Source organism: Streptomyces sp. NPDC052023 (assembly GCF_044548465.1).
Lineage (GTDB): Bacteria > Actinomycetota > Actinomycetes > Streptomycetales > Streptomycetaceae > Streptomyces.
Genome location: NZ_JBIUBW010000004.1, coordinates 1 through 23,763, shown reverse-complemented (window position 1 = coordinate 23,763; position 23,763 = coordinate 1). Strand labels below are relative to the sequence as shown.

Sequence of the window (23,763 nt, the reverse complement as noted above, 5' to 3'; positions counted from 1 at the left end):
GTGGATCAGGCGGTCAGTGTGTAACCGTCCTGGTCGGGGCTGGGGTAGAGCCGCTGGTGTTCACGCCTGGTGTGGGGGTGCCAGTAGGCGTCGAGGTCGTTGTCGGCGGTGAGGGCGCGGAGGCGGAGGATGACTTCGGCTCCTTCGAGGCCCCAGCGGGCGCCGGTGATGTCGAGGCCGTCGCCGATGAGGTGGCGGCAGGTGCCTTCGACGGCGCCGGTGGCGATGGGCAGCCGGCTTCGAGTGCGGTGTCGTAGTGGAGCTGGTCGAGGTGGCCGGTGAGGTGGCGGTGGCAGGCGGCGACGGCTTCCCGGCGTGAGCCGGGCAGGCGTTCACGGTCGGCCTGGGCGAGCTCCCCTTGGCCGGGCTCACCTATTTCGGCGCCGGCCACGCACTGGACATCGGCGCGCTCCTTGCCGCGGCGCCCGACCTGGTCGTCGCCGTCACCTACGGCGGCGCCAGACGTACGGCATCGCCCCTGAGGCCGCCCATCACCTGGAGGAGCACATCCCGGTGGTCGCCCTCGACGTCAGCCGGGGCCGCACCCTGACCGAGGTCAGGGAGAGCTTCACGCGCCTCGCGCGCTCTCTGGGGGCCACGCTCGACTCGGCCGCCGAGGCCGAACTGACCGCCGCCCAGCAGCGCTTGAGGATCCGGGCGGCCGCCGGCCCCCGACCCCGGGTTGTCGCTCTCTCCCGCCGCCGCGGACGCCGTGCACCTGGCCCGCCCGCACACCCTGGCCAGACCTCAGCGCCCTGTCCGCACTGGGCGTCGAGCTCGTCGAACCCGCCAGCCCCGGCGCCAACTGGTCGACGACGACCTGGTCCGAGGCGGCGGCCCTCACTCCCGACCTGGTCCTCCCCGACGTACGGGCCAACGCGGCACCCGTTCCCGACGCGTTCGGCCGATGGTCCGCATCGCACCCTGGAACCCTGAGCTCCCGCCCAGCCCGCAGGCCCACACCCGATTCCACGACACGGTGGCGGCGGCGCTGAACGACCTCTGAGACCCGGAACTCGGCGACGTACCACGAGGAGACGCAGATCGTGCCGGTGTCGTACTCGGCGAAGAAGTTCGGCTTCTTCCAGGGACGCGATCAGGCCCGCACGTCGACAAGCCGCTCGAAGAAGAACTCGTGCTTGAGGAAGGAGACGTCGTACTCGTGACCCGGATACGGCGGGATCAGCTGGGCCGCCTGGAACAGCCGCCATCCGTCCCGGAGCGCGGCCACCCCCGACTCGTACGGCGGCTCGTCGCTGTCGCCCGTGGTGGGCGAGGTGCGTCCGGTGCCGTCGTAGCGCGACCAGCCGACGACGGGGGAGTCCAGCGCCGAGCCAGCGAGATACAGCACGAGTACCTGCTGTCGCAGCACCGGGGTTGTCTCCTGGCTGTGCACAGAACAGCACGGACGGCGACGCGTAATCGAAGCGCTTCGACGTTGCCGTTCTCTCCGACGGCTTGTCAACAGACCGGCGTAGTAAGGACTGTAGCGGTACGCACTCTTGTTTCGCACGAAACTTGTCCGTTAACTTGCGCCGTGAAGTGAAGCGCTTCGACAATCGCTCAGGGAGGCCGCCGCCATGAGGGTCCGAAGCGGCTCGCCGGGCAACGCGCCCCCGCCGTCACCACCGCCTCCGGCCCCGCGCACCGTCTGCCGGGCGGGCGGCCCGAGGGCGAACACGTACTGCCGCAACCTGCCCTGATCGATGCGCCAGAGCGCGACTCGCCCCCCGCACCCGAGGAACCCTCATGACGACTCGCAGCATCACCGACCGCCTGGGCGGCCTGGCCTTCGGCGGGGACTACAACCCCGAGCAGGGGGACGAGCCGGTGTGGAAGGAGGACGACGAGCTGATGCGCCGGGCCGCAGTCAACCTGGCCACAGTGGGCGTCTTCTCCTGGGCCCTGCTCGAACCGGATGAAGGACGCTACGACTTCGGCCGGCTCGAAGCCCACGTCGAGCGCCTGCACGCGAACGGCGTGGCCGTCGACCTCGCCACCCCGACGGCCTCTCCACCGCCCTGGTTCACCCTGGCCCACCCCGACGCGCTGCCGGTCACCCCCGACGGCACCCGCCTCACCCACGGCAGCCGCGACACCTACTGCCTCACCGCGCCCGCCTACCGCGACGCGGCCCGCCGGATCGCCTCAGCCCTGGCCGAACGGTTCGGCGACCACCCCGTCGTCGCACTGTGGCATGTGCACAACGAGTACGGCACGCTCTGCTACTGCGATCTCTCCACCCGACTGGACGACGCCGACTACGACGCCCTTGTCCGGCGCCTGTTGACGAAGGCCGGCGTCGAACCGGACGTACCGGGTCTGCCGGCCCGAGTCGAAGCCGTCACCCGGCACGCACCCGACGGCCGCCGCTGGAACGTCCTGCTCAACCACAGCTCCGAGGCCGTGCCCTTGCGGGAAACCGCCCACGACCTGCTCACCGGCGCCCTCGCGCACGAACTGCCGCCCGGCGGTTGCGCGGTGCTGCGCGGGCACTGACCTGGTCGCCGAGCCTGACCCCGCCCACCGGCCGCCCGCCGTCCTGCTCCGCATGTCCCCGGCGGCCCCCGCGCCCCCTGAACCGCCCACACCCGCATCACGCATCGACGAGAGGACCTCTCAGGTGCCCCCTCAGCGCCGGCCGGACCGACGGCTCACGAACCCCGTGATCCCCGGCTTCCACCCCGATCCCAGCGTCTGCCGCGTCGGCGACGACTACTACCTGGCCTGCTCCAGCTTCGAGTACTTCCCAGGGGTGCCCCTGTTCCACAGCCGTGACCTGGTGCACTGGACGCAGATCGGCAACGCCCTTGACCGGCCGGAGCAGCTGCGGCTGTCGGACGCGTGGTCCTCCGGCGGGATCTACGCCCCGACCCTGCGCCACCACGACGGCCGCTTCTGGCTGATCGTCACCAACTGCAGCGAGGGCGGCGGCAACCTGATCGTCACGGCCGCCGACCCCGCCGGTCCGTGGTCCGACTCGATCTGGGCGCCGGATGTCCCCGGCATCGATCCCGATCTGGTCTGGGACGAGGACGGCACCTGCTGGTGCACGGTCGCCGGGGGCCGGCAGGTCCGTATCGACCCCTCCACCGGGCAGGTGCACGGAACACCGCATCAGCTCTGGGCCGGCGCACCCGGCGCCAAGGCACCGGAGGCGCCGCACCTGTACCGAATCGGCGACTACTGGTACCTGCTCATCGCCGAGGGCGGCACCGAGCGCGGCCACGGTGTCTCGATCGCCCGCGGCCCGTCCCCCGCCGGCCCCTTCGAGCCGTGCCCGGACAACCCGATCCTCACCCATCGCTCCACGAACCACCCCGTCCAGAACACCGGCCACGGCGACCTGGTGCAGGCCGCCGACGGCACCTGGTGGATGGTCTTCCTCGGCGTCCGGCCGGGCGGCGGCACGCCGGGCTGGCACGTGCTCGGCCGGGAGACCTTCCTCGCCCCCGTGACCTGGGTGGACGACTGGCCGGTGGTCGGCGAGGTCGCACTTGACCTGCCCGAGCCCCCGTGGCCGATCTCCCCCGGCCCTGTCGAGGAGCGGCGGGACGACTTCGAGCTCGCCGAACTGCGACCGTCCTGGATCTCCCTGCGCGACCGGCCCGCCGAACACTGCACCACCAAGGAGCGCCCCGGCTGGCTGACCCTCCGCGCGCGGGGCGGCTCCCTGGACGAACCCGACGTGGTGTTCACCGGCCGCCGCCAGCAGCACCTCGCGTGCCGGGCACGGACCCTGGCCGACCCGTCGCAAGGGCGCGGCGGCCTCGCCGTCCGGCTCGACGAGCGGCACCACTACGCGATCGAGGCGTCCGGCACCGAGGTGCGGGTGATCGCGCGCATCGGCTCCCTGCGCACGGTCGTTGCCACGCTGACCGTGCCCGCCGGTCCGGTCGTCCTCGCCGTCACGATCACGGAATCGCCATCGCCGCACAGGCCCTGCACCGGACCCGACGTCGTCTCCCTAGGCGTCGAGCAGCCCGACGGGACGTTCGCCGAGCTCGCGACCCTCGACGGCCGCCACCTATCGACCGAGGTCGCTGGCGGCTTCACCGGCCGCGTGATCGGCATGTACGCGGCAAAAGGCGCCGTCCACTTCGACTGGTTCGACTACGAGCCCCTCGACGGCTGAACCAGGCCCCCTCCCTTTCTGACCGAGCACGGCACGACACACATCAGCCCATGGACCCGCGGTGACGGGCGCGGCCGACGGTGGCGCCCTTCTCGCTGCCCGGCCACGGATCGGATCACCCGCACGACCGACCGAAAGGGATGACACATGAAGGACATACGGCACCTCGCGCGGCACCGCAGACGAGGCCCGGGCCGCCTGGCCGCCCTGCTCCTGGCGCGCGCGGTCCTGCTGGGGCTGACCGGCGCCACGGCGCTGGCCGCGCCCGACGACAGGAAGAAGGTGTCACCGTCGGCGGTCAGCGTTCCGGCTTCCGCCCTGGACGCCGTCGCGGCGATGCAGCCCAGCTGAAACCTGGGCAACACCCTGGACGCCATTCCCGACGAGGGCTCCTGGGGCAACGGGCAGACCACCAGGGCGATGTTCGAGAAGGTCGCCGCGGAGGGGTTCCGCTCCGTCCGCATCCCGGTGACCTGGAGCGACCACCAGTCCGCCACGGCGCCGTACACCATCGACGCCACCTACATGGCCCCGTCAAGCAACTCGTCGACTGGGCGCTGGGCAGCGGCCTGTACGTCGTACTCAACGTCCACCACGACTCGTGGCAGTGGGTCGAGAAGATCACGAGCGATCACGACAACGTGCTTGCCCGGTTCAACTCCACCTGGTCCCAGATCTCCACGACCTTCCGTGACGCAAGTGTCCAAGGAGGTCCGACCGCTCGAAGACGGCCGGCGACTCCGTCACCCCAGTGGCCGGCCAAGGGGGCGAACTGGTATTCCGTGGCTGCGGCTTCGGTGCGGGGGCCGCCGGGATCACGGTGCAGGCCGCGGGTGAGGGCACGGTCGGACTCTCGCTGGGTGATGGTCCGGTGCTGGCGGTACTCACGCTCTCTCCTGGTACGGGCGGGCCTTACGACTACGCCACGGTGAGCGCCCCCGTCGTCCTGGCGGCCGGCGTGCACGACGTCCGCCTCGGACTGCGGGGGCCGGTGCGGCTCGCGCGCGTCGCCTTCTCGGCGTGAGGCCCGCGGCGACCCCCTGTGCACGGGCGTCGCTGCACAGGAGTCCGGCACCGGAAGGCTCCGGTGCCGGACTAGGCATCGCTGTCGCTTCAGCCGTCACTCCCAGCTGTGGTGCAGGGTGACGGCGGCCGGTGTGCGGCGGAGGCGGGCGGGCTCACCGAGGCGGGGCCTCGGCGACAGTTCCCGGTGCAGCGGAGAAGACACGGACGTCCCAGGCCCCGAGGCTCACGGGCGTATCCGCCGGGAGCACGCTGCCGTCCAGAGCGTCGGTCAGGTCCAACGGGGCCTGGGCGGTGGCAGGTTGCCAGCTCCAGTTGTGGACGACGTGGACGCGCCGGCCGTCGGGGGCGGTACCGGTGGCGACCGTGACCGAGTCCGGCAGGTCCTGCCAGCCGCCGCACGGGGCGGGTGCGAGCCACGCGGCGAGCGCGCGGGCCAGATCACGGCCGGGCACGGTGCCCACGCACGTGACGCGGCCCGCGCCGTGGCGGCGGGTGGTGACGGCGGGCCAGCGCCCGAAGTGCGGGTGGTCGTATTCGGCGAGGACGGCGGCGTCGTCGACGGCCAGGCCCTCCACCCAGCGGGTGGCCACCGCGCCGGCGGGGAGGTGGAGAGGGCTGTCGGGAGTGGTGCGCAGCGGCAGGTCGGCGTGCAGGTTGCTGAACTCGTCGTAACGGACGCCCGCGGCCTCGACCAGTCGCGCGGGTGTCACCTCGTGGCGCGCCCGGGCCTCGTGGTCGCCGTATCCGGTGCGGGGACCGAGGACGAGGTGGCCGCCCGCCTCCGCGTAGGCGCCGAGCCAGTCGAGCATCGCGTCGTCGGCCACGTACAGCCCCGGCGCGATGAGTACCGGGTGCAGCTCGGCCACCGACTCCGGTGCCATGCCCGGGCGTTCGCCGAGCGGGTCGCGCAACTGACGTGCGTGCACGATCCGTACCTGGCGCCCCGTCTCGAACGCGCCCCGGTAGAACGGCTCGAAGATCCCCTCGTACGCGCCCGCGTCAGGATCCCCGTCTGGGCCGGCCAGCGGCGGGTGCTTGCGCATCAGCCACTTGCTCGGCGCCGAGTACACCATCGCGATGTCCGCGTCCGGCGTGATCCCGGCGACCAGGCCCCCGGCCCGCTCGAACTCGACGCCAAGGCGGGCGAGTTCGCGGTAGGCGCGCCCCGGCCGGCCGCTGTGCGGAAGGACCCCGCCCCAGTACGTCTCGGTGCCGAAGTGCAACGTGTGCCAGTGCCAGTACTCGATCATGCGGGCCCCGCGCGCGACCAGCGCCCACGCGGCCTGCCGCCACTGCCCGTCGAACGCGGGCCGGTTGTCCGAACTGCCCCCGATCGCCTGGGCGTTGGTCTCCGTGATCAGGAAGGGCTCCTGGCGCGAGGAGTAGATCCGGTCGGCGCTGTGGTGCAGCGCCCACGCCCCGTACGCCATCCACTGCTGCGGCAGCTTCTCGCGCGGCGGCGCGGGCATCGTGAGGCTGTCCTGCATGTCGTAGTACGGGTTGCCCGCGGTGACGTCCAGGCCGTCGGTGAGCTCGTCGTCGTCCACGCCCGGCGAGCCGTAGGCGAGGCACGTGGTGACGAACTGCTCCGGTCGTGCGTACTCGCGCACGATGCCGACCTGCCAGGCGATGAACTCCGTCGTCCGGCGCGCCTGGAAAGCCTGCCAGGCCAGGTCGTACTGCGGCTGCGCGTTGCCCTCCGGGCTCCACAGGTCGGCCCAGGTGGACAGCCGGTGCGACCAGTACACGAGGCCCCACTCGCGGTTGAGGGTCTCCACATCGCCGTACCGCCGGCGCAGCTCGTCCACGAACCGCTGGAAGACACCATGGTTGTGCGGCAGTCGCGGGCCGGGCTCGTTGTCGACCTGGAAGCCGATGACGGCGGGGTGGGCGGCGTATCGGGCCGTGATCGCGCGGATCACCCGCTCGGCGTGGAAACGAAAGGCCGGGTGCGTGTGGTCGACCTCCTGCCGGGCGCCCCACGCGGCGCGGCGTCCGGTGGCGTCCTCGGCGGCGATCTCCGGGTACTGCCGGGCCAGCCACGGCGGCACCGCGTAGGTGGGAGTGCCGAGGACGACGGAGATGCCGCGCTCGTGGGCGCCGTCGAGGACGGGTTGCAGCCAGTCGAGTTCGAACCTCCCGTTCTCCGGCTCCCAGGTCGACCAGACCGACTCGCCTACGCGGATGACGGTGAACTTCGCCTCCGCCATGAGATCGAGGTCGGCCTTGAGCCGCTCGTACGGCTGGTATTCGTGGTAATACGCGGCGCCGAACAGGATGCGCGCGGGCAGCTCAGTGCCCATCTCGTGACGCATGGCAGTAGCCCCTCAGAGGGTTGTCGACGTTGTCGAAGCGCTTCAACTCACTGCAAGCTAATGAGGAGTTCTTGCGGAAACAAGAGAGGGAACGCAAGGGAACGTTCATCCCCAGCAGGCATTGACACCGCAACTTGTGCGATGACAGCGTCGTCGAAGCGCTTCACCACCCATCTCTCCCGCTCGTCGAGGTGTCCCAGCTGCCACTGGTACCGGGCTTGATCACCGCGCACCCCGCGTGGACGGAGGAAACCACCCCATGAAGTTCACCGACGGCTACTGGCTGATGCGTCCGGGCGTCACCGCGCGCTACGCCGCCGAGATCGCGGACGTCCGGGCCGACGACCACCGGATGACCCTCTACGCGCCGGTGAAGCACGTCCGCCACCGCGGGGACATGCTCAACAGCCCCCTGCTGACCGTCGAGTGCTGGTCGCCGGCCGAAGGCGTGATCGGGGTCCGCGTCACCCACCACGCCGGGTCGGTGCGGCCGGGGCCGGAGTTCGCGCTGCCCGGGGCGCAGCCGAATGCCGGAAAGGTGCTCAGGGACGGCGCGGTGGCCGAGCTCAGCGCGGGTGAGCTGTCGCTGCGGGTGGACACCTCGCAGCCGTGGCACCTGGAGTTCACCGCCGACGGGCGGACGCTGACCTCCATCGGCGAGCGGGGCACCGGCTTCGTCACCGACGCCGACGGCCGGCACTTCATGCTCGGTCAACTCGCCCTGGCCGTAGGAGAGTCGGTGTACGGCCTTGGCGAGCGGTTCACCCCGTTCGTCAAGAACGGGCAGGTCGTGGACATCTGGCAGGCCGACGGCGGCACCAGCAGCGAACAGTCGTACAAGAACATCCCCTTCCACCTGACCAACCGCGGCTACGGCGTCTTCGTCAACCACCCCGGCAAGGTCAGCTACGAGGTCGGCTCCGAGTCGGTGGGTCAGGTACAGTTCAGCGTCGAGGACCAGTCACTTGAGTTCTTCGTCGTGTACGGCCCGACGCCGAAGCAGGTCCTGGATCGCTACACCGCACTCACGGGACGCCCGGCCCTGCCGCCCGCCTGGGCGCTGGGTCTGTGGCTGACCACGTCCTTCACCACCGATTACGACGAGGCCACCGTGGGCCGCTTCGTCGACGGGATGGCCGAGCGCGGCATCCCGCTCAGCGTCTTCCACTTCGACTGCTTCTGGATGCGCGGCTACCAGTGGTCGGACTTCGCCTGGGACACCGAGACCTTCCCCGACCCGGTGGGCATGCTGGCCCGGCTGAGGGAGCGGGGACTGCGCGTCTCCGCCTGGATCAACCCGTACATCGCCCAGAAATCACCGCTGTTCGACGAGGGCATGCGCGCGGGCCACCTGGTGCGCCGGCCCGACGGCTCCGTATGGCAGTGGGACCTGTGGCAGCCCGGCATGGCCCTGGTGGACTTCACCAACCCGGCCGCGCGCGACTGGTACACCGGCAAGCTGAAGGCGCTGCTCGACCAGGGCGTGGACTGCTTCAAGACCGACTTCGGCGAGCGCATCCCCACCGACGTCGTCTGGCACGACGGCTCGGACCCCGAGCGGATGCACAACTACTACACACACCTCTACAACCAGGCCGTCTTCGACCTCCTTCGCACCGAACGGGGCAAGGGCGAGGCGCTGTTGTTCGCCCGCTCCGCCACGGCGGGCGGCCAGCAGTACCCGATCCACTGGGGCGGTGACTGCGAGTCCCACTTCAACGCCATGGCCGAGTCGCTGCGCGGCGGACTCTCCCTCGGTCTGTCCGGGTTCGGTTTCTGGAGCCATGACATCGGCGGCTTCGAGGGCACCCCGACCCCGGCCGTGTTCAAGCGCTGGGTGCAGTTCGGCCTGCTCTCCTCGCACAGCCGTCTGCACGGCAGCAAGTCGTACCGCGTGCCGTGGGACTACGGCGAAGAAGCAGTCGACGTCACACGCGAGTTCACCCTCCTCAAGCACCGCCTCGCCCCGTACCTCCAGCGCGCCGCGCAGCAGGCGCACACCACCGGTGTCCCCGTGATGCGCGCCATGGTGCTCGAGTTCCCCGACGACCCGGTCGCGGCCGGGCTCGACCGGCAGTACATGCTCGGCGACGACCTGCTCGTCGCCCCGGTCTTCACCGACGACGGCACCGTCGAGTACTACGTGCCGGAAGGCACCTGGACCAATGTGCTGACGGGCTCTCAAGTCAACGGTCCGCGCTGGGTCCGTGAGCAGCACGGCTTCCACACCCTGCCGCTCCTGGCGCGCCCGGACTCGGCCATCGCGCTGGCCGCCGACGACCAGCGCCCGGTCTCCGCCTGGGCGGACGGCGTCGAACTGCGGGTGCACGCCTTCGCCGACGGCGCCGAGCACACCGTGGTGATCCCCAGTACCGACGGCCCGGGCGAAACGGCCCGCTTCCACCTGCGCCGCCAAGGCGACCGCCTGCACGTGACCACCGACAGCCCGCACGCGTGGCAGCTGCGGATCGGCAGCCCGAAGGCAGCCGTGCACACCCGCCCCGCCGGTACCTCGGCGGCCGATCTGCCGTACCCGGCCTGAACCGGACAGGCGGGACGGGGCCCTGCGGGCCCCGCCATCGGCCAGATCGAGGCGATCGAGTCGGGATGACCCCACAGGCCGTAGCACCAAGTGATCAAAACGTCCTGGACAGCCGTTGGAAGGGTCGTGCACGTGCACGGTTGGGCAGCGGGCCGCAGGGGGAGTCTGTGTCCTGCGGCCCGTCAACTGACATGGAGCCACTGTGACGTCAGTGGCCGCTGTCCTAGAACCGGGGAACTTCAGAGACGGAGTTGATGCATCGTGGAACGACGCATGTCGGTTGCGACGCACTGGGGCAGTTTTGTCGCGGTGGTTGATTCCGGTCGGCTGGTGCGAATCGAGCCGAGGGGCGATGACCCCGCGCCGTCGCCCATCGGACCCGGAATGGTGACAGCCGCCGACGACAGCGCCCGCGTGTTGCGCCCCGCGGTGCGCAAGGGCTGGCTGAACGGCCTGCCGCGCGCCCACGACACGGCCAGGGGCACGGACGCCTTCGTGGAGGTGAGCTGGGACGACGCGATCACCCTCGTGAGCGAGGAAATGCGCCGAGTGCGTTCACAGCACGGAGACAGCGCCGTGTTCGGCGGCTCCTACGGCTGGGCGAGTGCGGGCGCGTTCCACAACGCGCAGGGGCAACTCCACAGGTTCCTGGCGTTAGGCGGGGGATACACCGACTCTCGCAACACGTACAGCACTGCGGCTTTGGAGGTCATCCTCCCCCACGTGATCGGCGGAGCTCCGTGGAGCTACCAGTCGCGGATGCCGATGTGGGACGAGATCGCCGAGAACTGTGAGCTTGTGGTGGCGTTCGGAGGGCTGGCCCTCAAGAACAGCCAGATCAACCCCGGCGGACTGGCCAGACACCAGACGCAGGACCTTCAGCGAAAGTGCCGTGCCGCCGGGGTGCGGTTCGTGAACATCAGCCCTATCCGCAGCGACACCGCCGGCTTCCTCGACGCCGAATGGCTGCCCGTCATCCCCAACACGGACACCGCCGCGATGCTCGGCATCGCACACACCATGCTCGTCAACGGCTGGCACGACGAGGACTTCCTTCGCCGTTGCTGCGTCGGGTTCGACCGCTTCGCCTCCTACTTGACCGGCGAATCCGACGGCGTTGCCAAGGATGCCGCCTGGGCAGCGGGGATCACGGGCATGAGCCGGGACACGATCACCGAACTGGCTCGCCGCCTGTCCACGCAACGTTCGCTCATCATGGTCAACTACGCGATTCAACGGGCGGACCACGGCGAACAGCCGATCTGGATGTCGGTGGTGCTGGCTGCCATGGCGGGCTCGATGGGGCGGCCCGGCTGCGGCTGGGGCGCGGGCTACGCGACCATGGACGCGACCGGCGTCGCCCCCGGCCGGCCCTCCGTGGCGTCGATTCCCCGGGTTCCCAACCCGGTCGCGGATTTCATCCCTGTCGCACGGATCGCCGACACCCTGCTGCATCCGGGCAAGACCATCGACTACGACGGCCAGCGCCTGACCTTGCCCGAGCTCCGCCTGATCTACTGGTGCGGAGGGAACCCGTTCCACCACCACCAGGATCTCCACCGTTTGACCCGCGCCTGGCAGACCCCTGACACGGTGGTGGTTCACGAAGCCTGGTGGAACACCACGGCCAAGTTCGCCGACATCGTCCTTCCCGTCGCCACCAGCCTGGAGCGCGACGACTTCGCAGCCGGATTCTCCGACCCCCACCTCGTCGCGATGCCGAAAGTCCGTGAGCCGGCGGGCGAGTCACGCACCGACCACCACATCTTCACCTCCCTGGCCTCCCGGCTCGGATACGAGCGCGAGTTCACGCAGTCACGCTCCGAGATCGAATGGGTCCGGCACCTCTACGAGCAGACGAGGGCTGACCTCGGCGACGACGGGGCCTTGCCGAGCTTCGACGACTTCTGGCGAAGCTCCACGGCTGAACTGCCGGCGCTGAGCGGCCCGTTCCCCGGCAGCTTCGAGGCGCTCCGCGCAGATCCGCAGCGTTTCCCCCTGACGACCCCGTCGGGCCGGATCGAGATCTTCTCCGAGGAGATCGACTCGTTCGGCTACGACGACTGCAACGGGCATCCGGCGTGGTTCGAACCAGTGGAGTGGCTCCGTGCCGGCCTGTCGGATCGATTCCCGCTGCACCTGATCTCGAATCAGCCCGCCTCACGCCTGCACAGCCAGTACGACAACGGCGGCCACAGCCTCAAGTCGAAGGTCCACGGCCGTGAGCCCGTGACGATCAACCCGCTGGACGCCGCGTCCCGCGGCATCGAGAACGGCATGATCGTACGCGTCCACAACGACCGCGGCAGCTGCCTGGCGGGCGCAGTCCTGTCGGACGACGTCATGCCAGGCGTCATCCAACTGTCCACCGGAGCATGGTGGGACCCGGCCCAGCCAGGCCAGAGCGGCACCTTGGACCGCCACGGCAATCCGAACACCCTCACGGCCGACCGAGGGTGCTCCCGCCTGTCCCAGGGACCGAGCGCCCACAGTGCGCTCGTCGACGTCGAGCGGTACGACGGCCCCCTTCCGGACGTGCTCGCCTTCACACCACCACACCTCGAACACTGACACGCAGGCTGCCTGCCTCTTCGGGCAGGTCCTTCGAGTCCGCCGTCGTCAAGCGCGCAGCGGGCCGCCCCGGCTGCCAGAGGCGCCACCCCCGTTATGTTTTCCGCGGTCCTGCAAGAGGGCCGCTGGCCTCCGGGCCCGGCACGACTGTTCCCCCCCTGCCGAACGGATGACCTGGGGGGTGGTGTCACCGGGCCCGAGAGGCGCCGTTGGAGACGCTGATGAGAGGTCCGATTACCGGCCTGGCCTGGCGCATTGCCAGGCCGCTCGCGGGCGGCAGGTCTGCATAACGTGGATGCGCGCACGACGCCAACGCCGAGGCCGGCACCGCACAACCCGTTCGGGAGGACGGCTTGATGGAGTACGACGAGATAGGCGTCTTCCTGGGCCTGGACGTCGGCAAGAGCCACCACCACGGCCACGGACTCACCCCGGCCGGCAAGAAGGTCTTCGACAGCGACGCCGGCTGCAAGGTCGCCTATCTGCCCGGCCTGTCGATGCGCCGGATCGCCGACCACTACCCGGGCGAGGCGAAGACCGATGCCCGCGACGCGGCCGTGATCGCCGGCGCGGCCCGCACCATCCCGCACACCCTGCGCTCGCTGGAACTCACCGACGAGATCACCGCCGAGCTCACGGTCCTCGTCGGCTTCGACCAGGACCTGGCTGCCGAAGCCACCCGCACCAGCAACCGGATCCGCGGCCTGCTCACCCAGTTCCACCCGTCCCTGGAACGCGTCCTCGGCCCCCGGCTCGACCACCAAGCGGTCACCTGGCTCCTTGAGCGCTACGGATCCCCGGCCGCCCTGCGAAAAGCCGGACGACGCAGGCTCGTTGAGGTGATCCGGCCCAAGGCCCCGCGCATGGCCACGCGACTGATCGACGACGTCTTCGACGCACTCGACGAACGGACCGTCGTCGTCCCGGGCACCGGCACCCTCGACATCGTCATCCCGTCGCTGGCCCGCTCGCTCGGCGCCGTCCACGAACAACGCCGGGCCACAGAAGCCCAGATCACAGCCCTGCTGGAGGCACACCCTCTTTCGAAGGTCCTGACGTCGCTGCCCGGCGTCGGCGTCAGGACCGCCGCCACCCTGCTGGTCACCCTCGGCGACGGCACCGGCTTCCCCACCGCCGCCCACCTCGCCTCCTACGCCGGCCTCGCCCCGACCACGAAGTCGTCTGGGACCTCGATCCACGGCGAACACGCACCACGCGGCGGCAACCGCGTCCTGAAACGCGCGATGCTCCTGTCCGCGTTCGCCGCCCTGCACGACCCCGCCTCCCGCACCTACTACGACAAATGCCGGGCCCGAGGAAGAACCCACACCCAGGCACTTCTCCGCCTGGCCCGGCAACGGATCACCGTGCTGTTCGCGATGCTCCGCGACGGCACCTTCTACGAACCCCGAACCCCACGCCTCGCTTGACGAAAGACATAGAGGCGCCCCCCGTTTTGCGTTTGCGTAATCAGATGAATACTGTGCGCAGTCGTGACTGCACTTCAAGACCTCAAGTACGGCCAGTGGTTCAGGGGCGCCGACGTCGACGGCGACGGGTTCATCACCCAGCAAGACGTCCGCGCGATGAGCGAGCGCTACATCGCCGCCCGAGACACCGCGCCGGACTCCGCGACCGCCCGCCGACTCATCGAGGGAATGGACGGGTTCTGGACGAACGTGATCGCCCCGATGGACCAGGACGGTGACGGGAAGGTCGATCTGCGGGAGATGACCGAAGGCTTCAGGAGCGTCCTGACCGACCCCGCCCTCTATCCGCAGCAAATCGCGCCGGTCACCAACTGCTTCTTCGACCTCGTCGACCTCAACGCGGACGGCAAGATCGACCAGGCCGAGTTCCAGCAGATGTTCGGTTCGGTCGCCGGTGTGCCCGGCGAGGACTGCGCCACGGTCTTCGCCGCTCTGGACAGGGACGGCTCCGGTGGGCTGGACCGCGCCGAATTCCACCAGGTCCTCGCCGAGTTCTTCTACGGCAACGACCCGGACGCTCCTGCCAACCACCTCTTCGGCAGGATCACCGCCTGACAGCCCGAGATCCGACCGCCCACACCACTGCTGTGCGGGCGGTCGGCTTCGAGGCCCCAGGCCACGCAGCCCCTGGCGCGCCCCCTCGGTCGGCGGCCGACTCGTCGTTCCGCCGTACCGGGCCAGCGCCGCCGTTGCGGTCAGGTGGGAACTGAGACACCTTCAGCCGGGCGAGCCGATACGCACTGATCTCATCCCCGCGCTCCAACGCGCGGGCAAACGCGGTGCCCGTCATCGGCGTCGGCGGCCGGTGCGACGCTCCAGCTCCGAGAACCGCGAGCCCCCGGCGTCTTGAGCGTCACCACCAAGTCGCCGGGCAACGCCGGGGCCGCCCGCCGCGCGGCCCCGCGACCGTGGCGTGCAGCCGCTTCTCCGCGACCTTCCGCGCCTCCGACACCTCCGGGCAAGCACCGATACGCCGGGCAGCAGCGACATGGTCTGGAGTCGGTCACCTGCTACGCGCCGGGCAGTGACCTGCTCTCGGTCGGCGGCGACTGGTACGACTTCTACGACGTGGACTCCGATCACATCGGCCTGAGCATCGGCGACGTCGCCGGTCACGGACTGCCCGAAGCGACCGTCATGGCACAGTTCACCGCCCCCCTGCGCAACACCGTGCCGCGCTGCGGCACCGACCCCGCCGCCGTCCTGGACGAGCTCATAGGGGCGCCGAGGATGGCGTGAGCCCTTGCCCACGGCAGGCCGGTGCCTGGCAGAACGAGAACGCTCAGCGCCGTCGACGCACTCCCTGGCCTCCTGAGTCGCCATGCCGACCAGCGTCTTCCGGCGCCTTCCCTCCTCAGCCGACGGCGACGGGCCGCTCCTCGACGAGGCGGGCGGTAGACCTCGCCCCTGTCCTGCGGCGGGCGGAGGCCGTCCCGACGGGGAGCGGGCCGGCTGCCCCGACGCGGGACAGAGCAGTCGCAGACGAGTGGGTCGGGGCCAGTTATGACCAGGCAGCCCGCATGCCACCCACCTGATGGCCCGTCGGAAGCAGCGTCAAATGAGCGTCGGGACGGTTTCCCCTACGCCTCCATGGACCGAGGAAAACGCGTCCATCACCTCGCGAGACGTCCCACGAAGCCGCAGGTCAAGCCCACCCCCCGGCACCAGGACACGTTCCACATCGTGCATTTCGGGAAACACGTCGAAAGCACCCGAACGTGCCTGAGCAACGTGCGAAATCTGCAGGTCAGAGCCCCTTTGCAGCAGGCTCAAGAATCGCCACGCACTCCACGTGCGACGTCATCGGAAAGATGTCGGCCTGGATGCAGGCAGGAAAGCAGCAGGTCAAAGGTGCTGTCGAGTCCCGGATGAGGGCCGCCGGGCGCCCGGAGCGTCAAATGAGCGTCACGACCTTAACGTGCCTTCTTCCGACCACCACCGGGCCTGCGCACCCGCCCAGAATCTTTCCCCGGCTTCCATTCGCCCTCGCCCTTGCGCACCGTGAATGCGTCCAGGCAAGAGGTGTATGAGTTCGACCTGATCCTGGGGCTTTCTCCTGTCGAGTCACGAAGGAGATCAGCACGATGACCGTACCTGACCCTCTGTCCCTGCACGCCCTAGTGGATGGCAACCTCGCCACGGCGAGTCCCGATCTGCTGCGCGCGATGGTCAAGACGTTCGCCGACGCGCTCATGTCCGCCGAGGCCGATACCTTCTGCAACGCCGAATACGGGCGGGTCAGCGACGAGCGAGTCAACCACCACAACGGCTATCGCCCGCGCGAGTGGGACACGAGGGCCAGCACGCTCGAAGTCACGGACGCAGTGGTCAAGGCGCCGACTACTTCGCCAAGCAGCTGGCTCGAGGCAAGACCCCCAAGGAGGCCGTGCGCCTGCTGCGTCGCCGCGTCTCCGACCGCGTCTTTCGGGCCCTGCTCGCCAACGAGGCCGTCAGCCAGCCCACCGTGACACATGCCGACCTGCCGGTTTTTACCGCAGCTTGACATAGGAGCATCGCCGAGCTCGACCGGCTACACACACGCGTAGCGTTCATCGACGAGTACAGGGACCGCTTCGGCGGTGTCGAGCCGATCTGTCGCGTGCTGAGCGCACACGACAGCAAGATCGCCCCCTCCACCTATTACGCCCACCACAAGCAGCAGGCCCGGCTGGCGGCCCGCACGCTTCGCGACACCGAGCTCAAAGCCCTGATCATTGAGACGTACGAGGCCAACTATCGCGTCTACGGAGCCCGAAAGATCTTGCGACACCTGAACCGGCAGGACTTTGTGGTGGCCCGATGCACCGTCGAGCGCCTCATGCGTGACCTCGGCATCAGCGGTGCCGTCCGCGGCAGGAAGGTCATCACCACGATCTCCAACGCGAGCGCGGAACGTGCACCCGACCTGGTAGACCGTGACTTCGTCGCCCCGAGCCCGAACCGCTGCTTGGTCGCTGACTTCACCCACGTCACCACGTTCGCCGGCATCATCTATGTCGCCTTCGTCGTGGACACCTTCTCCCGCCGGATCGTCGGCAGCCACCTCCAAAGAGACCCAGCTTGTCCTCGACGCCCTCGAGATGGCCCTGTGGCAACGCGACCGCGACCAAAACCGCCATACGAAAGGCGAGTTGATACATCACAGCGATGCCGGGTCGCAAGGCAGATTCAACCGGTCGTCGCTACACCTCGTATGCGTGGAGGTGATGGATGATACGTCGTCAGCAGGCAGCGGACCGGGCGGTGCGTCGAAGCTGAGGTCTCCGGGGCATCCGAAGTACCAGCGTCATGTCGAGGCGGCGTTCTGGACGCAGATCGGCAAGGGCCTTCTCGCCAAGGAAGCCGCCGCCGTCATCGGCGTGGTGCCGGCGGTCGCGACACGCTGGTACCGCCAGTGTGGCGGCATGCGACCGTTCAATCCGAAGCCACCCTCGGGCAGGTACCTGTCGTTCTCCGAGCGAGGGGAGATCGCGTTGCTCAGGGCCCAGGGCATGGGCGTGCGCGAGATCGCTCGAGATGTCGGCCGTAATCCGGGCACAATCTCCCGCGAGCTGCGACGCAACGCCGCCACAAGAGGTGAGAAGCTCGATCACCGGGCGTCGGCGGCGCAGTGGAAGGCCGATATAGCGGCCCGGCGTCCGAAGACAGCGAAGTTGGTCGCCATCCGAGGTTACACGCCTACGTCCAAGAGATGCTGTCCGGTCAGATGACCACGTCTGGCGGCATACCGATCGCGGGGCCGGTGACGGGCTCGTGGACGGGGCGGAACAAGCCGCATCGCAAGGACCGTGCGTGGGTTCAGGCATGGAGTCCCGAGCAGATCGCAAACCGGATCAAGCTTGATTTCCCGGATGATAAATCCATGCGCATCAGCCACGAGGCGATCTATCAGGCCCTCTACATTCAGGGCTGCGGAGCGCTGAAGACCTCATCCTCTGCCTTCGGACCGGGCGCGCTCTCCGCGCGCCGCCGGCGCGTTCACGGCGCAAGACCTGGGCGCACGTCACGCCGGAAGCGCTCATCAGCGAGAGGCCCGCCGAGGCCGAGGACCGCGCTGTCCCCGGCCACTGGGAAGGCGACCCTTTCAATCATCGGGCTGGAGCGTTCTGCGATCGGCGCCGTTGTCGCGCGGTCGACCCGGTTCACGATGCTGGTCCATCTGCCTCGGGAAGTGGCATACTGCACGATCCCTCGAACGAAGAACGGTCCCGCACTGGCCGGCTACGGAGCGATCTCCATGAAGAAGACACTTGCCAATACGATGTCGATGCTCCCCCAGCAGTTGACGCGGTCGCTGACATGGGACCGCGGGAAGGAAATGTCGGCGCACACGCAGTACCGGGTCGAGGCCGGTATCCCCGTGTTCTTCGCCGATCCGCACAGCCCATGGCAGCGAGGCACGAACGAGAACACCAATGGACTCCTGCGTCAGTACTTCCCGAAGGGCACCGACCTCTCGCGCTGGTCCACCGAAGAGATCGAAGCCGTCGCTCACACACTCAACACCAGGCCCCGCAAGACACTCGGTTGGAAAACCCCGGCCGAGGCATTCAACGAGCAGCTACTTTTGCTCCAAAAGACCGGTGTTGCAACGACCGGTTGAATCCGAGCAATACACGTCGTTGTCCCCTCGCCGAGCACCTCGACTGGGCAGGAATCGCCGCGTCCATCGGATCGTAGGCGACGCATACGACAATGCACTGATGGAGTCCACGATCGGCCTGTTCAAGACCGAGCTGACCAAACCCCGCAGGCCCTTCTCCGGCGTCGAGCTGGCCACCGCCGAGTGGATCGACTGGTACTGCCACCGACGACTCCACGGCGAGATCGGGCACATCTCACCCGCCAATACGAAACCAACTACTACCGCGAAACCGCAAAACCCCAGCTCACAGCCAAAACCTAGAGTCTCGACCAAACCCGGGGCGGTTCACTGTAGCCTGCCACCCCACCCTCTCAACCTCAGCGTCACACCGCAGAGAGCCCTCACCGTCCGTCCTGAACGGTGAGGGCTCTGGTACGCGTGGCGGATTGCCCAGCAAGGGACAATCTACGGGATTGAGACGCTCGAACCCGTCGCTAGATTTGGAATGCCACTTCGCTAACTAGCGAAAGCCGAAACTCGCTATCATTCCCCTCTAGAAATCAGGCGAGCTGCATCTTCGGCGACCTCACTCCACACTTCAAGACCTTCGGCCTCGAAGGCTTCCGCAAGCGCGCTGCGCACCTCTTCAATCGGCCGTCCCCGATGGGCCATCCGGACAACTTCCAGCGCCCTCTGATATTTCTCCAGGTACCTTCGAACCTGCGGCATGGCCGCGTCATACTCACCAGAAGTTGACATTTCCGTGCTCCACTCCGTACCCCCAGGGCTGAGTTTCGACCGATCAGAAGTCGATCCGGTGAGCTTGCCTCAGGGAAGACATTGCCTCAGGGTCAAATATATGCTCAACCCTTCCGCTTACTTCGTCCGTTACGCGAGTAGTAATGTGACCTGCGGCTGACAGTCGATCATACTCACACCGGCACATCTGGAAGATCAGGATGGCTGCACGCTCTCCCGGACCAGTGCGAGTGCCAGCAAACGACGCGGTAGCACTCAGAGTCTCCTTATCAGTCGGCGTCACTCGATATGTGAACAGACTTCCAGGCCGGTTTAGAGATCCTCCGTGGGCGTTCGCTCGTGCCGCAGTCCCACTCAACCCGTTCGCCTCAATGTTGTCCGCATGCGTTGATGTCGTGCCATGGACGAAATCCAGCTTCTCATCACAGTTATGGACGAGGACCGGCGTTGCCCCTGCGAGCACATAGTACGCGTGGATCTGAGTGATGGTGAGGTCGTGTGTGCGCTGGCGCTTCTCGTAGTAGCGGTTACCCGTGACTTCGACTGTGTCGCCTGTAGGGGTGCGAAGTTTCATCCCAGGCGTGAGGTTGCCTGCCTTGACCCATGCCTGTTCGGACTCGACCCAGAACGGGTGGGTGGTGGTCGCGACGAGTGCCTGGGTCTTGCCTGACGCCGTTTTTACCGTGAGGTCTGAGAAGGACTTGTCGTCCTCGGTGACGATGGTGCCGGCGACCTCGCGGGTCGTGGTCTTGCCGGTTTCAGGGTCGGTGGTGACGACCTTGTCGCCGAGCACGACCTTTTCGATCGGCTTGGTGTGGCCGTTGGCGAGGAGGACCTTGGTGCCGGGGAGGAAGCTATGGCACCCCTTCTTTCTGAAGGCCGCTACGGCTTTCTTTCTGGCTTCGGCCAGTCTGTCTTGGGCTTTGGCGAGTCCGGCTCTGGCTTTGCCGAGGGTCTTGTTGGCTTTGTAGAGGTCTTTGACGCCGCCGATGAGGTCGCCGATGAGACCGGTGACACGCTTCAGGAGTTTGGCACCCTTTGCCCAGTTCCAGGGCACGCCGTATTTGGCGAGGATCTTTCCGGCGAGGCCGCCTGCGAAGCTGCCGGCGATGTTGAGGAGGGTTTCGCCGCATGCTCCGACGTCTCCGCTGGAGATGCAGTCGAGAGCGGCGTCGACGCCGAGGATGTCCCGGGCGATCGCGACGAGGGCTTTACCTGCGGTCTTGATGCGCTGTTTGGCAGTGGACTGCTGGGCTTGTGCGGACGCCACGTTCGCTGCGGCATCGTTGACATCGGACGTTGCGTCGTCTTCAGCCTTGTTGCCGGTCTCGTGTGGGTAGGTGGACGGTCCGCCAGGGCTTCCGTAGCCGGCGCAGTATCCATAGCCGTAGCAGCTTTCCAGGCCGGATGGGTCGGAGAGAGTGACAGGTGAGTTGTCGGCGTAGGCGTAGCCGTTCATCTGGCTCGGTCTGGTGTAGTCGATGATGGGGTCGACCGAGATGAATTTGCCCAGGTGGGAGTCGTATTCGCGTGCGCCGAGGTGAGTGAGTCCCGTGGAGGCGTCGATAGTGCCTCCAACGAAGCCCTTTTCACCCGGCCAGGGGCCGTTGGTCGAGCCGCGCTCGTTGCCGTAGGGGTCGAAGCGCCGCTGCGAGATGGCACCGGTGGCGGCGTCGATGGCGAGTTCGCCGGTGCCGTGGTGATCGGGAGCGAGGAAGGAGAGTTTGCCCGCGGTGCGGACGGCAACGGTCTGGCCGGCAAATTCGTAATACCGGGTCGTTGTCTTCTTGGTGCCGTCGGCGGACAGCTTCAGTTCGGTGCCTCGTAGAGGTAGCTGGTTTTGGAGCCGTCGGCTTCGGTGACCTCGCTGGGTTTGCCCTGGTCGGTCCAGATCAGCGACTGGGCGTCGCCGCCGAGGGTGCGCTTGGTGGTGTTGCCTGCGTCGTCGTATTCGTATGTCGACTGGCTGGTGCCGGTGGGGGTCTTCTCGACGACCTTGGTGACCTGGTGCGGGCCGTCACCGAGGGCGCCGGCGGTGCCGTACTCGTAGCTGCGGGTGATGTTCTTCGCCGGGTCGAGTCCGGTGTCGTGGACGGTCTCGGTCCGGCGGTTGCCGATGGCGTCGGTCTCGTAGGACTTCCAGTACGGGGCTGGTCCGCCGAGCGGGTTCGTTCCGGCGGCGGAGTCGCATGCCGTGGGGCCGGAGCCGTCTACCGGGGTGGTGGAGCCGCGGGTGCCGGAGCCTGCAGCAGTGGCGGTGGTGGCCGCGGGGGTCCACGCGTCGGCCAGTCGCTGGCGGGTGTCGTAGGAGAAGCACTGCACGTCCAGCGATGCGGTGTTCGCGGTATCCGCGATGGACAGGACGTTGCCGGACTGATCGTAGGAGTAGTACGAGTCCTTGGCAGGGCCGGCGGTGCCGACGATGTCGACGACCGAGCGTGTGAGCCGGTCGGTGCCCTTCTCGTACTCGTACTTCTGCTGGACCTTCTTCCCGCTGCCGGTGAACAGCTCGAGCTGCTGCAGGCGGCTCGTCCTGTCGTACACGGTGTTGGTGACGTACGACGTGGACACGGTGGTCATCGCCGTGGGCCGCTGGAGTGTGTCGTAGGTGTAGACCAGCGCCTCGGCCGGGAGGTCGCCGATGGCGGGCAGACCGGTGCTGCGGACCGTGCCGTCGCTCCCGTAGGAGGTGGTGAAGGCGTAGCTGCCGGCGAGTGAGCCCTGGGACGCGGGTACCCCGTATGCCGTTTTCAGCGGACGGTAGAAGTCGTCCATCGACTGGATGGCCGTGGAGAAGTACTCAGTGGGCGATATGTAGTTGAGGAAGCCGTAGGGCTGGCCGAACCAGCCGGCTCTGTCGTAGCGGGTCTCCGTCAGCTTGGTGCCGGATCCGGCGTCGCCCTGCCAGGTAGAGGCGACACGGCCGAGGCTGTCGTAGACCGTGGAGGTCTTCTTGCCGCGGCCGTCGTAGGTGGCGATCGGCCGGTCGAGTTCGTCGTACTCCGTGCGTGAGGTGCCCGCGTCAGGGTCGACCGACTTGGTCTTGCGGTTCAGCTGGTCGTACTCGTAGCGCCATTCGTTGCCTTCGGCGTCGGTGACGGTCTCAAGGCTGCCCGATGCGGTGTAGGTGTACTTCGTGGCCTCGTAGGGCACGCCCACGCCGGGGGCGGAGCCACGGTAGTGCCTGATCTCGGAGGTGCGGCCCTGGCCGTCGGTGACGGTGGTGGTGGGCAGTGTGCCGGTCGGCGGGTCGACATGGGTCAGCTCGCCGTCGTGCGTGATCTTGGTGCGCCATTGCTCTGCGCCGCCGACTGCGAAGATGTCGGCGGTGGTGCGGCCGAGGCCGTCGTACTCCGTCAGGGTCTGCGCGCCGACCTGCCCGTCGGCCACGAGGAACAGTTCACCCTCTGCGGCGCCGGTCGCGTTGTAGGTGGAGTTGGTCTTCTTAAGGTTGCCGGTGCCGTCGTACCAGGTGTCGGCGACCATGCGGCTGCCGCCTGGTCCTTCGGTCTGGATCTGGCGCGGTCGGAGCAGGGCGTCGTAGAGCTCGTACTCGGCGCCGTAGGTGCCGTCGTTCTGGATCTTCTCGGTCTTGATCGAGGTGACCTTGTCCTTGCGGACGTTGTACGAGTACTTGATGCTCGGTGTGCTGGTGGTGGCCCGGTCCGCCAGCCACACCGACTTCAGCCGGCCGAGTGCGTCGTAGTCGAGCTGGGTGCGCTTGCCGTTGGGATCGGTCTGGCCCTTGGACATGCCCCAGGCGGGCGCGTAGTCCGTCGTGGTGACGTGACCGGCGGCGTTGGTGACGGTGGTCTGCGTCAGCAGCCCGTTGGTCTCGGTGTACGCGGTCTTCGTCTCCTGTGCCGTCCCCTGCTGCTTTGCGTCCTTCTGGGACAGAGTGCGACCGTAGGCGTCGTAGGTCGTGGTGCCGGTGACCTGGTACGAAGCCGTCGTGCCGTCGTGCGACGTCATCCGTTCCGTCTGGGTGGCGTCACCCTTGGTGGGGGCCTCGCCAAAGGGACGGTTGTCGTAGGAGGTGCGCTCGTCCGCCAGCACCTGCGACTTCCGGTCGGGGGTCGTGGCGCACTTGACGGATACCGACTCGCTGCGCGCGGGCAGGGAGAGGATGTTCTGGGCCGTGTTGTCGGCGTAGGTGGTGCGCGTGCACGTGTCGTCCTTGACGGTGGCCAGGTCGCCCTGATCGTCGACCACCAGGACCCGGCCGGTGTCGTTCGAGGTGTCGTATGAGGGGCCCCGAAGATCCCGGACAGGGACCCAATAGGGTTGTCCTGTAAGGAATCGAGGGAAGCAGCAAGTGGCACGTCCAAGTCCGTACTCGC

Annotated in this window: 16 protein-coding genes and 8 pseudogenes; 16 read left to right on the top strand and 8 right to left on the bottom strand. The window is 68.2% G+C overall.

Going from position 1 to position 23,763, the window contains the following annotated elements; all coding sequences use genetic code 11:
• Positions 1–5: 5 nt before the first annotated feature.
• Positions 6–349: pseudogene (locus ACIHCM_RS10505) on the bottom strand (ISKra4 family transposase); the annotation flags it as partial.
• Between the two features lie 747 nt (positions 350–1,096).
• Positions 1,097–1,369: a hypothetical protein gene (locus ACIHCM_RS10500; protein WP_399893367.1), complete on the bottom strand. Its 273-nt coding sequence runs from the start codon at positions 1,367–1,369 to the stop codon at positions 1,097–1,099.
• Positions 1,370–1,749: 380 nt separating this feature from the next.
• On the opposite strand from ACIHCM_RS10500, the pseudogene ACIHCM_RS10495 reads away from it, so the two are divergent.
• The 7 genes and pseudogenes from ACIHCM_RS10495 to ACIHCM_RS10465 all read left to right on the top strand — a co-directional run.
• A pseudogene (locus tag ACIHCM_RS10495) lies at positions 1,750–2,235 on the top strand (beta-galactosidase); the annotation flags it as partial.
• A 51-nt stretch (positions 2,236–2,286) separates the two neighbouring features.
• On the top strand, positions 2,287–2,499 hold the full coding sequence (locus ACIHCM_RS10490; RefSeq protein WP_399893364.1) for a Beta-galactosidase C-terminal domain: 213 nt from the start codon (positions 2,287–2,289) through the stop codon (positions 2,497–2,499).
• Between the two features lie 124 nt (positions 2,500–2,623).
• The gene (locus ACIHCM_RS10485; protein ID WP_399892252.1) at positions 2,624–4,135 is read left to right on the top strand and encodes a glycoside hydrolase family 43 protein; all 1,512 of its coding nucleotides are present in this window, start codon (positions 2,624–2,626) and stop codon (positions 4,133–4,135) included.
• A 147-nt stretch (positions 4,136–4,282) separates the two neighbouring features.
• Positions 4,283–4,486: a hypothetical protein gene (locus ACIHCM_RS10480; RefSeq protein ID WP_399892249.1), complete on the top strand. Its 204-nt coding sequence runs from the start codon at positions 4,283–4,285 to the stop codon at positions 4,484–4,486.
• A 69-nt stretch (positions 4,487–4,555) separates the two neighbouring features.
• Positions 4,556–4,606, top strand: a pseudogene (locus ACIHCM_RS10475) (hypothetical protein); the annotation flags it as partial.
• A 2-nt stretch (positions 4,607–4,608) separates the two neighbouring features.
• Positions 4,609–4,770 (top strand): annotated as a pseudogene (locus tag ACIHCM_RS10470) (hypothetical protein); the annotation flags it as partial.
• A gap of 116 nt (positions 4,771–4,886) precedes the next feature.
• On the top strand, positions 4,887–5,159 hold the full coding sequence (locus ACIHCM_RS10465) for a carbohydrate-binding protein (protein WP_399892246.1): 273 nt from the start codon (positions 4,887–4,889) through the stop codon (positions 5,157–5,159).
• A gap of 154 nt (positions 5,160–5,313) precedes the next feature.
• Here ACIHCM_RS10465 and ACIHCM_RS10460 read toward each other — a convergent pair whose 3' ends face one another.
• Positions 5,314–7,476, bottom strand: a complete 2,163-nt coding sequence (locus ACIHCM_RS10460) for a beta-galactosidase (protein ID WP_399892243.1) — start codon at positions 7,474–7,476, stop codon at positions 5,314–5,316.
• 259 nt (positions 7,477–7,735) lie between these two features.
• Between ACIHCM_RS10460 and yicI the strand changes: the two genes are divergently transcribed.
• The 4 genes from yicI to ACIHCM_RS10440 all read left to right on the top strand — a co-directional run bounded on the left by yicI (position 7,736) and on the right by ACIHCM_RS10440 (position 14,634).
• Positions 7,736–10,018 carry an alpha-xylosidase gene (yicI, locus tag ACIHCM_RS10455; RefSeq protein WP_399892240.1) on the top strand — a complete coding sequence of 761 codons (2,283 nt, stop codon included), beginning with the start codon at positions 7,736–7,738 and terminating at the stop codon, positions 10,016–10,018.
• Between the two features lie 273 nt (positions 10,019–10,291).
• Complete coding sequence (locus ACIHCM_RS10450) at positions 10,292–12,589, top strand: molybdopterin-dependent oxidoreductase (RefSeq protein WP_399892238.1); 2,298 nt, start codon at positions 10,292–10,294, stop codon at positions 12,587–12,589.
• Positions 12,590–12,945: 356 nt separating this feature from the next.
• The gene (locus ACIHCM_RS10445; protein ID WP_399892235.1) at positions 12,946–14,019 is read left to right on the top strand and encodes an IS110 family transposase; all 1,074 of its coding nucleotides are present in this window, start codon (positions 12,946–12,948) and stop codon (positions 14,017–14,019) included.
• Between the two features lie 63 nt (positions 14,020–14,082).
• Positions 14,083–14,634 (top strand): EF-hand domain-containing protein, encoded by a 552-nt coding sequence (locus ACIHCM_RS10440; RefSeq protein ID WP_399892232.1) that lies wholly within the window; start codon positions 14,083–14,085, stop codon positions 14,632–14,634.
• A gap of 93 nt (positions 14,635–14,727) precedes the next feature.
• Here the strand turns inward: ACIHCM_RS10440 and ACIHCM_RS10435 are convergent.
• A pseudogene (locus ACIHCM_RS10435) lies at positions 14,728–15,063 on the bottom strand (Tn3 family transposase); the annotation flags it as partial.
• A gap of 84 nt (positions 15,064–15,147) precedes the next feature.
• Between ACIHCM_RS10435 and ACIHCM_RS10430 the strand changes: the two are divergent.
• The 5 genes and pseudogenes from ACIHCM_RS10430 (at position 15,148) to ACIHCM_RS10410 (ending at position 19,088) form a co-directional block, all read left to right on the top strand.
• Positions 15,148–15,318, top strand: a complete 171-nt coding sequence (locus ACIHCM_RS10430; protein ID WP_399893361.1) for a SpoIIE family protein phosphatase — start codon at positions 15,148–15,150, stop codon at positions 15,316–15,318.
• An 845-nt stretch (positions 15,319–16,163) separates the two neighbouring features.
• A pseudogene (locus ACIHCM_RS10425) lies at positions 16,164–16,385 on the top strand (transposase); the annotation flags it as partial.
• A gap of 293 nt (positions 16,386–16,678) precedes the next feature.
• Positions 16,679–17,293 (top strand): IS3 family transposase, encoded by a 615-nt coding sequence (locus ACIHCM_RS10420; protein ID WP_399892229.1) that lies wholly within the window; start codon positions 16,679–16,681, stop codon positions 17,291–17,293.
• Positions 17,286–18,682, top strand: a pseudogene (locus tag ACIHCM_RS10415) (IS30 family transposase). Before ACIHCM_RS10420 ends, ACIHCM_RS10415 begins: the two are co-directional and overlap by 8 nt.
• Complete coding sequence (locus tag ACIHCM_RS10410; protein WP_399892226.1) at positions 18,663–19,088, top strand: integrase core domain-containing protein; 426 nt, start codon at positions 18,663–18,665, stop codon at positions 19,086–19,088. The pseudogene ACIHCM_RS10415 and the gene ACIHCM_RS10410 overlap by 20 nt, the downstream one beginning before the upstream one ends.
• Positions 19,089–19,207: 119 nt before the next feature.
• Here the strand turns inward: ACIHCM_RS10410 and ACIHCM_RS10405 are convergent, their stop codons facing one another.
• The 4 genes and pseudogenes from ACIHCM_RS10405 to ACIHCM_RS10390 form a co-directional block, all read right to left on the bottom strand.
• A complete protein-coding gene (locus tag ACIHCM_RS10405) occupies positions 19,208–19,423 on the bottom strand; it encodes a hypothetical protein (protein WP_399892223.1) in 216 nt (71 codons plus the stop codon).
• A gap of 43 nt (positions 19,424–19,466) precedes the next feature.
• Positions 19,467–20,882 (bottom strand): polymorphic toxin-type HINT domain-containing protein, encoded by a 1,416-nt coding sequence (locus ACIHCM_RS10400; protein WP_399892220.1) that lies wholly within the window; start codon positions 20,880–20,882, stop codon positions 19,467–19,469.
• Positions 20,883–21,080 (bottom strand): annotated as a pseudogene (locus ACIHCM_RS10395) (RHS repeat-associated core domain-containing protein); the annotation flags it as partial.
• Positions 21,081–21,232: 152 nt separating this feature from the next.
• Positions 21,233–23,635, bottom strand: coding sequence for a hypothetical protein (locus tag ACIHCM_RS10390; protein ID WP_399892217.1), 2,403 nt, complete (start codon positions 23,633–23,635; stop codon positions 21,233–21,235).
• Positions 23,636–23,763 lie beyond the last annotated feature (128 nt).

What these genes read in the sequence shown, in the direction of transcription:
- ACIHCM_RS10480 (WP_399892249.1), top strand. Translation starts at nt 4,283, where the DNA reads ATGAAGGACATACGGCACCTCGCGCGGCACCGCAGACGAGGCCCGGGC.
- ACIHCM_RS10460 (WP_399892243.1), bottom strand. Translation starts at nt 7,476, where the DNA reads ATGCGTCACGAGATGGGCACTGAGCTGCCCGCGCGCATCCTGTTCGGC.
- yicI (WP_399892240.1), top strand. Translation starts at nt 7,736, where the DNA reads ATGAAGTTCACCGACGGCTACTGGCTGATGCGTCCGGGCGTCACCGCG.
- ACIHCM_RS10450 (WP_399892238.1), top strand. Translation starts at nt 10,292, where the DNA reads ATGTCGGTTGCGACGCACTGGGGCAGTTTTGTCGCGGTGGTTGATTCC.
- ACIHCM_RS10445 (WP_399892235.1), top strand. Translation starts at nt 12,946, where the DNA reads ATGGAGTACGACGAGATAGGCGTCTTCCTGGGCCTGGACGTCGGCAAG.
- ACIHCM_RS10405 (WP_399892223.1), bottom strand. Translation starts at nt 19,423, where the DNA reads ATGTCAACTTCTGGTGAGTATGACGCGGCCATGCCGCAGGTTCGAAGG.
- ACIHCM_RS10400 (WP_399892220.1), bottom strand. Translation starts at nt 20,882, where the DNA reads ATGAACGGCTACGCCTACGCCGACAACTCACCTGTCACTCTCTCCGAC.